Source organism: Dehalococcoidia bacterium (assembly GCA_041653995.1).
Lineage (GTDB): Bacteria > Chloroflexota > Dehalococcoidia > GIF9 > UBA5629 > CAIMUM01.
The window spans coordinates 1-2,560 of record JBAZEK010000072.1; the positions used below are offsets into that span (position 1 = coordinate 1).

At 50.0% G+C, this 2,560-nt stretch carries 3 protein-coding genes; all 3 read right to left on the reverse strand.

Annotated features, from left to right (window positions below; all coding sequences use genetic code 11):
- Position 1 precedes the first annotated feature (1 nt).
- The gene (locus tag WC359_15595) at positions 2-319 is read right to left on the reverse strand and encodes a hypothetical protein (protein MFA5401876.1); all 318 of its coding nucleotides are present in this window, start codon (positions 317-319) and stop codon (positions 2-4) included.
- A 4-nt stretch (positions 320-323) separates the two neighbouring features.
- Positions 324-1,937, reverse strand: a complete 1,614-nt coding sequence (locus tag WC359_15600) for a hypothetical protein (protein ID MFA5401877.1) — start codon at positions 1,935-1,937, stop codon at positions 324-326.
- Between the two features lie 3 nt (positions 1,938-1,940).
- On the reverse strand, positions 1,941-2,560 hold a 620-nt coding region (locus tag WC359_15605), incomplete at its 5' end, for a hypothetical protein (GenBank protein ID MFA5401878.1).

Genomic DNA, 2,560 nt, shown 5'->3' on the forward strand with positions numbered 1-2,560 from the left:
GTCATTTTTCTATTACCTTTGAAATATCTATTTTTGCATCTGTTCTCTTCCAGTTGATCCGCTTTGCCTTTGCGAATCCTTCAATCTCTGCACGTTTCTCCTTGAAATATACGGCGATCTGTTCGGGCGTGAGATTGGGGGTGGGAAGGCTCCATGAGATCACTTCTTCATCGTACTCCCATTGCGTCCTTACCTTCTCTCCGTCCATGACAGGTGCAGGTACTTCCTTGGCGTTCCATCGAATCAGTACCCGAGCTACACCTTTCGCGATCTTATCGATCTCGATTTCCTGTGGTTTATTATCTGAATATGATTTCATGTGATCACCCAACAAAGGCCAGCCGAGCCCCAAAAGCCCGATGCACAGCCGACGCCGCATAAGCCAGAAACCAAATGAACGCGCCCGCATCCAGGCCACTACTCCAAGAGCCCCCCAACAGCGCGGATCGGTTCCCAGTTGCACGATAGAGATAATCGCACAGGTAATACTCCGAACCGCCTCCACTTACCGAACTTGCGAGGAATCCGTAGTCCAGTCCTGCACCAAATATAATATTAGATATGTATCCGTCGCTTGCAACAACCGTCAACCCCGTATCCGCGTAAGGGTGGACGAACGTATCGGATGCGAAATCATGATCGGCAATCCACGGATTATAGTCTGCTTTGATATTGATCCCGTCAACCCATTGCCAGATATTGCCCCAGAAATTCTCAATCCCACGATATGAAACAGGCTGAATATCGGCGTCTGCTTCCGTGGTCTTGTAATGGGCGACCCCGGTACAGACACCCGACGCATTCCCGAGATCGGTGCTTGAAGTGCCAACACCGGCGGTAAACCCGTTGTTTAATGCGTTGTTGTAATTGTTGCCCGCCGTTGTGTCGTTTACTCCTGTCACACCTTGCCCGATCTGCGTCTGGCTATTGAAATGCGCGTATTCTACTAGGTAGAGAAGTTGGATTGCGCACACCTGATTGAAGTTTAACAGGTTCCAGCCAGCTCCCCGGTTCTGCGCAAGGATACGCATGTTCGGGAGCGTTGCGGTTGCGTTCTTCCACCCTGATAGGGGTTTCACACCGGCTCTTGAGGCCATCTTGTCGCCAGAGGTTGCGGTGAAATCCAGTCCGGCAGCGTCGTTCTTGACGTATCCCCCCGCTCCCGGTGTGGTCTTGGTGACGGATGCGGTAACCCCCGTAGTCCCGCCTGAAAACACAGCAGTCGATTTCAGCCCTACAGAATCGGCAGTATACGTCAACTCATCCGCGTCAACCTTCGCAACCGTCCACACGACACCCTGATAATCCGTCTTGTTTCCGGCAGCAACGATCTTATCGATCACACCTTCTATCGTGTCAGCATTCAGCACGGCGACAGTAAACGCATAGTTACCGTCAAGGGTGATCGTGATGTTTCCATTTGCTGTCGGTTCAGCGGTGATCTGGATCGTATTAACTTCGGTTGCGTTAGCGGTGACGTCGTATGCAGATCCGTGAAATGCACCAACGTAGATGTGATCCTTTTCTACTGAATCAGAGACAAATGCAGGGTGAACCTTGAATCCCGGTGCTGGAAATGGAGAGATCCACCACCTGTATGTTGATCCGGACTTGTAGGATTTATAGTAGAACTTGGGTATTTCTACCATTACCTCACCATTAGTGCCGTCGTATGCAAACCCCACATCATCATAGTATGCATTGACCGTGCCGTCGTCTGCAACATTACACCTTTTGATATTACCCCAGACTACATGGGCATCAAAGAAGGAGGTATCTCTCGTACCCTTATCTTCATTTGAGTTAATATCGATCCGAGTAAGTGCCGGATCAGTAGAGCTCTGATCCCATTCTACTCCACAGACAAGATACGTGTCCCTTAATGAGAGGAGAATATCATCTGTGTTTAATCCGATTGCGTTTGTCTTTCTCGTCATTTCTCACACCACCACAATATTCCCGATTGAGCTAATCACAGTCCAGCCGTTATTTGCCGTTGTACACATGATCTCAATACAATCATACGCATTCTCAGCTTGCAGGTATCCCCCGGTTCCCGTGGTTGTCGTAAGTCCGGCAAACCGGATATACTGAGAGGCGTTCTGCGCAACTTTCCACATTGCCGCGCCTTTCCCGACAATCCGGATCACATCCCCTAACGCGGCGGTGCTTGGTAGGGTGGCAACGATCATCGTAGTTGCATGGTTCAGGATATATCCGGTATTTACGGCGAGGGCTTGCGTGGTGCCGGTGACTTCCGACCAGGAGAGGACGCCGCCTTTTGGAAGTGTGTGAACGTGATCACGGCGGGCAGCTACGACAGATGTTCCCGAAGTCGCAGTACCTAATTCTTGTGGAGTGGCAAAATCAAAGATTGCTTTGTTTGTGATTGCGGTTTCTCCACTTGCTATACCGTACACATTAAGGATTCCTGAAGAGGGAGCGACAGCTTTTGGCACGAAGCCGTGTTTGGTTGTACTTACATTCGCAGTAGTTACATCGGTAAATGCAAATGCTCCTTCTGCTATAGAAGCTCCATCACCACCAATATGATCGTGTG